The sequence below is a fragment of the Bacillus sp. V3-13 genome (assembly GCF_002860165.1).
GTDB lineage: Bacteria > Bacillota > Bacilli > Bacillales > Cytobacillaceae > Bacillus_BJ.
In genome coordinates, this window is record NZ_PGUZ01000085.1 from 1 (window position 1) to 7,073 (window position 7,073).

Consider the following 7,073-nt stretch of genomic DNA (forward strand, 5'->3'; position numbering starts at 1 on the left):
GACGTGGCGCTCTTAGTCGGCCAGCGCTTGTCGGGGCTGACCAAGGCGCTTGCGCTTTTCTTAGTTGAATTAAACTTAAGTTTAAGACGAGACAAGGAAATTTGCTTGTCTGAGAGCGGACTCTGCTTCGACTAATGCTTTTTCGGAAGGAGCTGAAATCGTATGCAGGTGAATTCCTTCTGTCAGTTCAGACAAAAAGGCAGCTTTCGTCTCGTGAATTTTCCGCATGAATCGTTGAACTTCCTTGCGGTTCGATACCATGATCGAAGCTGTTAAATCTCCATAAACCGGGTGTTCAATTTTAACATCCTTAACGGTTACGCCTAAATCGACGAGGAGATTAAGCTCTTCTTCCGTTCTTTCCGGAGGATGAAAGCAGGCGACCGTCCGCTCGAAAACCGGCGTTTGCGAGGCTGGCCTTAAGTATATATAACCCTGGCTCGTTGCGATAATCGGCTCCTTTTTTACTTTTAATAAGGTGATATCGCTGACAATTACCTGTCTGCTTACATTCGTTCTCACTGCCAGCTCATTGCCGGTTATCGGTGATTCCGACTCTTTTAACAAGGATAAAAGAAAGGCTCTGCGCTCCTCACCGGCAAGCTTTTTTTGTTGCTTCATTTTAAACCTCTCCTTGTATAATAGTAGTAAGAGCTCTTCGAGAAGAATTTCCCAGTTGATCCGAATCCTCTGAAACACTCTAAATTTTATAAGATTTTTAATCGGTTAGCCTCTTGGCCTCCCCATCAAATAAATATTACTTTACCCTTGTTTCACCCCTATGGGCACCCAGGTGTGAACGTTCTTGATTAACTTCCCTTTGTTTCGTTATTTCCAATTCTAACATAAACATCACACTGAAAATAACTATTACTGTCGGACTGCGTTGTGGATGATGTTACAAATTGTTTGTCCCAATTCTTCGACATCCGAAACCGCCGAATCTCTCCCGAACGAGATGCGGATGAATTCTTTTGCGGTTTTATCAGACAATCCCATTGCTTTCATCGTTTTTGACGGAGTTTGCATGCCGGTTTGGCAGGCACTGCCTGTTGAGATCGCATAGCCCTTCCGGTTGCATTCCAGCATGGTCCATTGCCCTGCAACACCTTTTATCGTCAGTCCCGCAATCGATGGAATTTGATCTTCCGTGTCTGACCCGTAAATGGTTACAAGCCCGCCAAGAGAGGAGAGTGAATCGATGAACCGTTGTCTTAACAGCTGAAAGTGGCGTGATTGTTCGTCCATCATTGCGTATGCTTTTTGTGCAGCTACTGTCATGGCTACAATGGCGGGAATATTTACTGTTCCGGGCCGGAAGCCGTTTTCATGCGATGTTCCAGGAAAAAAAGGTTTGCAGCTGATTCGGGGATTTATATAAGCAGCACCAATTCCTTTCGGGCCATAGATTTTATGGCCAGATATAGAGATGCTATCTACATCCGGCAGGATTGGCTTTAAATCAAGCTTGCCAAATGTCTGTACGCAATCGCTGTGCAATAAAATGTTATTTTTTTTGCATAGACCCCAAATTTCCGCGATCGGCTGAACCCTTCCAATTTCGGGATTTGCATGTTGGATTGAAAGGAGGACAGTATCTTCCCGAAGTGCTGCCGTTAACTGCTCCAGGCTGATCTGTCCGTTTTCGTTCAAAGGAAGAAAGGTAATCTCGTATCCTTCCCTGATTAATCTTTTCATGGTGCTTTGAATAGAAGAATGCTCAGCCATACCTGTGATAATATGCTTTCCTTTTTTTTGCGTTGCTGATAATAAAGCGTAAATTGCCAGGAAATTACTTTCGGATCCTCCGCTCGTGAAAAACAGCCCTTGTTGCTCAACTCCAAGATAATTGGCTATCCTCGTGCGGCAATTTTCCAGCAAAGCTTCAGCATTGCTTCCAATATCATGAAGACTTCGTGAATTTCCGAAATACTCAATTGATGCTTTTACAAAAGCCTGCGCTGCCTCCTCATCCAAAGGACAGGAAGCCGCATAATCAAAATATTTCATCTTCATTTCCCCATCTCTTATAAACTTTTGTTGCGAAAAATACTTGTCATAAGTTTAAAACTATGTAAAGATAAGTGTCAAGACACCTGTTAATCAGGAGGTTAAAAATTATGAATCATGCTGATGTAATCATAATCGGAAGCGGAGTTGCAGCTTTGCATCTGGCAAAGAAAATTCGTAGTGATATAAATGTGATAATTCTCACAAAATCTTATTTAATTAACAGCAATTCCTATTTGGCCCAGGGCGGGGTCGCTGCAGCACTGGGAAAAGCAGATGATCCTGCAAAGCATTATGCGGATACGCTTGAGGCAGGGCGGCACCACAATGATGAAGAAGCAGTTGATAGACTGACTAAAGAAGGCCCTGGCCTAATTCGTGAATTAGCATTGGCAGGCTGTTCATTTGATCGGGACGAGGTTGGAAAGCTGCTGCTCGGCATGGAAGGTGCGCACAGTGAAAAACGGATTGTTCACGGCGGCGGAGACGCGACCGGAAAAATCATCGTGGATTTTCTGCACCGGCAATTAAGCCCGAACGTATCTGTGTATGAGTTTGTCCTTGCATTTGAATTGATTGTTGATCAAGAAACAAATCAATGTATCGGTGTCAAAGGGAAGTATGCAGACGGGGAAACAGGGCACTTTTTTGCCGGACATGTCGTGGTTGCAACAGGGGGATGCGGGCAAATATATGGGTTTACCTCCAATGCAGAAACGGTGACGGGTGACGGAATTGCTTTAGCTTATCTGGCGGGAGCAGAGCTGGCCGATATGGAATTTGTTCAATTTCATCCAACCCTTTTGATATCGGAAGGAAAAGCGGTTGGACTAATTTCGGAGGCTGTCCGGGGCGAAGGAGCCAAACTGCTTACCGGTGATGGACAACCAATTATGGAAAATATCCACCCGTTAAAGGACCTTGCCCCAAGGCATATTGTTTCTCAGACCATTTACGATTATTTAAAACAGGGACACCAGGTTTATCTGGATATTTCCAATATTAATAACTTTTCAGCTAGATTTCCAAACATCACGGCACTATGCGAACAAAATAATATCGAAATCCAAACAGGTCTTATCCCCGTTGTTCCAGGATGCCACTTTTTAATGGGAGGAATCAAAACTGATCTGTACGGCAGGACAAATATTCAGGGCCTGTATGCGATTGGTGAAGCGGCGTGTACGGGAATCCATGGGGCAAACCGGCTTGCCAGTAATTCGTTGCTGGAGGGGCTGGCATACGGCAAGCGATTGGCTCAATTGATCAATAAGCAGCCAATTGTCTCATTATGCAGCTCCTTGCCTGACCGTAAATCGAACAGTTCAGAAACTTTGCCACTGCCTGAAGTTCCAGATTTAAAAAAGGCAATGATGGATTATGCCGGAATTGTACGAACAGGCAAAGGGTTACGACATTTACAAGAATGGCTGGCAACCTTTCACATTGAGAAATGGGTGAAAGCGGACTTGGATACGCTGTCCCCACCTGAAATAAAAAAGGCCTTTATGCTGATCACAGCCTGGCTTGTAACGGAGTCAGCGCTGCAAAGAACTGAAAGCAGGGGCGGCCACTTTCGGTTAGATTTTCCGTTTGAAGACGACCTGAATTGGCGGAAGAAACAAATAATCCACAAACGAAATACAGAAAAGGGAGAGCGGCATGAACAAATTGAAACTGCGTTTGCTACTTGAACAGTTTTTGCTTGAAGATATCGGGGAGCGGGATGTAACAAGCGAGCTTATTTTCGGTGACACGGAACAAGGGAAAATCGTATTTATCGCAAAGGAAAAAGGTATTTTTTGCGGTGAAGAGGTAGTCCGTACCGGATTTTCACTATTAAATCCAACGATTGCAGTTGATTTGAAAACAAAAGACGGAGAACGCATTGAAAAGGGCCAAACTTTAGCCGAGGTCCGTGGAAATATCCAAGAGCTTTTAAAGGGTGAACGGGTAATCTTGAATCTGCTGCAAAGAATGAGTGGCATTGCTTCAGTGACAAATGAAGCAGTTTCTTTATTGGACAGCAATCGTACGAAAATTTGTGATACGAGAAAAACGACACCAGGCTTAAGAATGCTGGAGAAATACGCAGTCCGCCGCGGGGGCGGCTATAACCACCGCTATGGTTTGTATGACGCTGTGATGGTTAAGGACAACCATATTGCCTTTGCCGGTTCAATTACCAAAGCGGTCGAATCAGTCCGCGCCCAGCTTGGCCACATGGTAAAAATTGAAGTGGAAACAGAAACGAAGGAACAAATGCTGGAGGCGATTGTGGCTAAAGCGGATGTAATCATGTTTGATAACCGCAAGCCCGATGAAATTCAAGAATGGATACAATATGTTCCAGAAGGAATTTTAACGGAAGCATCAGGAGGGATTACTCTCGATAATCTTGCTGACTACCGGCATACCGGGGTGGATTTTATCTCGCTTGGATTTTTGACCCATTCGGTAAAATCTTTGGATATTAGTGCAAAGGTGACAGTTTTATAAAAGGGGGATACGGGGTAATGGTAAATATTTTTGAAGCGGTTGGAGCAAAACCAAATATCATTCCTGCTAAATATCGTGAGATGACAACTGAAGAATTAGAGGAGCGCGTAAAGACAATCAAGAATAAGCTTGGGAAACGGTTATTCATTCCCGGCCATCATTACCAGAAAGATGAGGTAGTGCAATTTGCCGATGCCACAGGTGACTCATTGCAGCTGGCCCAATTGTCCGCAGAAAATCGGGAAGCGGAATATATCGTCTTTTGTGGAGTACATTTTATGGCGGAAACCGCTGATATATTGACAACAAATGAACAAAAAGTGTATTTGCCCGATATGAGGGCAGGCTGTTCGATGGCGGATATGGCTGATATTTACCAAACAGAAAGAGCCTGGAGCAACCTGACAGAACGGTTTGGGGAAACTATTCTGCCATTGACCTATGTTAACTCGACTGCTGCGATTAAAGCATTTGTGGGCCGCAACGGGGGGGCAACTGTAACATCTTCCAATGCCGAGAAAATGGTCCGCTGGGCCTTCAGCGAAAAGGAAAGATTATTATTTCTTCCTGATCAGCATTTAGGCAGGAACACTGCTTATAATATCGGTGTCGGTTTAGACGAAATGGCAGTCTGGAATCCGATTGAGAACCGTCTGGAATTGAACGGCCCAGTCGAAAAAGTGAAGGTTATTTTGTGGAAAGGCCATTGTTCCGTTCATGAAAATTTTACAGTTGCGAATATTGAAGACGTCCGAAGGAAAAATCCCGGCATGAAAATTATTGTGCATCCTGAATGCAGGCGGGAAGTTGTCGGTTTATCGGACATGGCCGGCTCCACCAATTTTATTGTAAAAACGATTGAACAAGCTGCACCAGGCTCGTCATGGGCGATTGGCACCGAAATGAATTTGGTCAACCGCATCATCAAACAGCATCCTGACAAGTATATTATTTCATTAAATCCGCATATATGCCCATGTTTAACGATGAACCGGATTGATTTGCCACATCTCGCCTGGTGTTTGGAATCCATCGAAGAGGACCGACAGCATAACATCATTAAAGTAGATTCGCAAATTGCTGTTGAGGCGCAGTTGGCGCTAACGCGGATGCTCGATCAATCATGATCCCAATCCTTTCCTTTACTTTAAGTAGAGGAAAGGATTTTTGTGCAGTTCCACACGGAACGATTCGGCAGTGATTCATCGCACGAAGAAAAACGATAGCTTTTCGGGGAGCGCCCAGCCCCTCGAAGATGAAAATTAGCGGCTCCAAATCATATTTGATTTGAAGGATGCATAAGTTTTTGTGTAGACTGTTAGCAATTTGCCTACTTTGACATACAATGTATGGACTTATGCCATAGGAGGGAAATCAGAGTGAAGATCCATATCGTACAGAAAGGGGATACTCTTTGGAAGATCGCCAAGAAGTACGGCGTGAACTTTGAAGAGCTGAAAAAGATGAATACACAGCTCAGCAACCCTGATATGATTATGCCCGGGATGAAGATAAAAGTTCCCACCTCCGGAGGAACGATCAAGAAGGAAGCTCCGCTCGCCGGGGGGAAGCCGGAAGCAAAAATCAGTATGGGTGCTAAAAAGGAAATGCCGAAAGTCGAACATCCTTTAGTAAAAGAAAAACCGCAAGTTTCGCCGGTAACAGAAGCACCAAAACCTGCACCGGCTCCCAAAAAAGAAGCGCCCGCTCTCGAAAAAAAGCAGGAACCCTTAAAAGAAACGCCGAAAGCACCGTATACTCCCAAAATGCCTCAGCCTGTCATTCCTGAAGCCGACATGAATCAGTATTATACGCTCAACATGGCCAATATGTCCGTCGAGCAGCCAACCGAGCAAGCGCCCCTGCCGCAAATACCGCCTAAGCCTACTAATATTCTGCCCGGAATGATGAATGAAGAGAAACCAGCTGTGAAAGAAGAGGAAGCACCGCAATTGCCTAAACAACAAGGAGGTTACAAAGAACCAATGTATCCATGCCCACCGAACTTTTTCCACCATTCACCTGCCATGCCCGGCCATTATCAAGGAGCTTATCCGCAACAGCCGTGGATGCCTTATCCGCAAGCACACGGTGCGCCCATGATGCCGATGCAGCAAATGCCCAGGAACTATGGAGTGGCGGGAAATCAAAATCTAAACTATACGAATCAAATGGATGATGAATCTTCTCCATTCATGCCACAAATGCCGCATATGGAATTCGGTTTACCGACAGGAGTGGGGGGCGCAGAGGATGATCAGATGCCGCCTCAAATGCAGGGGCAGTATCCACCGCAGGTTGCAGGAGCGCAAATGCCTTATACCCCAATGCATCAGGCGCCACTGGGACCAGCCATGCCAAGGCCGGGGTTTGCGCCTTGCCCGCCGCCTTTTGGATACGCGTATTTGCAGCCGCCAGTAGCTGGAGCGATGGACTATCAGATGCCGTTCCCATCGCAAGTAGCTGGAGTGATGGACCAACAGATGCCGTTCCCATCGCAAGTAGCTGGAGTGATGGACCAACAGATGCCGTTCCCATCGCAAGTAGCTGGAGTGATGGACCAA

6 protein-coding genes are annotated in these 7,073 nt (G+C 45.4%); 4 read left to right on the plus strand and 2 right to left on the minus strand.

Going from position 1 to position 7,073, the window contains the following annotated elements; all coding sequences use genetic code 11:
- Positions 1-81 precede the first annotated feature (81 nt).
- Together CU633_RS21590 and CU633_RS21595 are read right to left on the minus strand one after the other, a co-directional pair.
- Positions 82-621: a transcription repressor NadR gene (locus CU633_RS21590; RefSeq protein WP_101662616.1), complete on the minus strand. Its 540-nt coding sequence runs from the start codon at positions 619-621 to the stop codon at positions 82-84.
- Positions 622-870: 249 nt separating this feature from the next.
- Positions 871-2,010 (minus strand): IscS subfamily cysteine desulfurase, encoded by a 1,140-nt coding sequence (locus CU633_RS21595; RefSeq protein WP_101662617.1) that lies wholly within the window; start codon positions 2,008-2,010, stop codon positions 871-873.
- 110 nt (positions 2,011-2,120) lie between these two features.
- Between CU633_RS21595 and nadB the strand changes: the two genes are divergently transcribed.
- The 4 genes from nadB to safA all read left to right on the plus strand — a co-directional run.
- On the plus strand, positions 2,121-3,704 hold the full coding sequence (gene nadB, locus CU633_RS21600) for an L-aspartate oxidase (RefSeq protein ID WP_101662618.1): 1,584 nt from the start codon (positions 2,121-2,123) through the stop codon (positions 3,702-3,704).
- Positions 3,673-4,509, plus strand: coding sequence for a carboxylating nicotinate-nucleotide diphosphorylase (gene nadC, locus CU633_RS21605; RefSeq protein WP_101662619.1), 837 nt, complete (start codon positions 3,673-3,675; stop codon positions 4,507-4,509). The genes nadB and nadC overlap by 32 nt, the downstream gene beginning before the upstream one ends.
- 17 nt (positions 4,510-4,526) lie before the next feature.
- Positions 4,527-5,636: a quinolinate synthase NadA gene (gene nadA, locus CU633_RS21610; protein ID WP_101662620.1), complete on the plus strand. Its 1,110-nt coding sequence runs from the start codon at positions 4,527-4,529 to the stop codon at positions 5,634-5,636.
- 252 nt (positions 5,637-5,888) lie between these two features.
- On the plus strand, positions 5,889-7,073 hold a 1,185-nt coding region (gene safA, locus CU633_RS21615; RefSeq protein WP_257959248.1), incomplete at its 3' end, for a SafA/ExsA family spore coat assembly protein.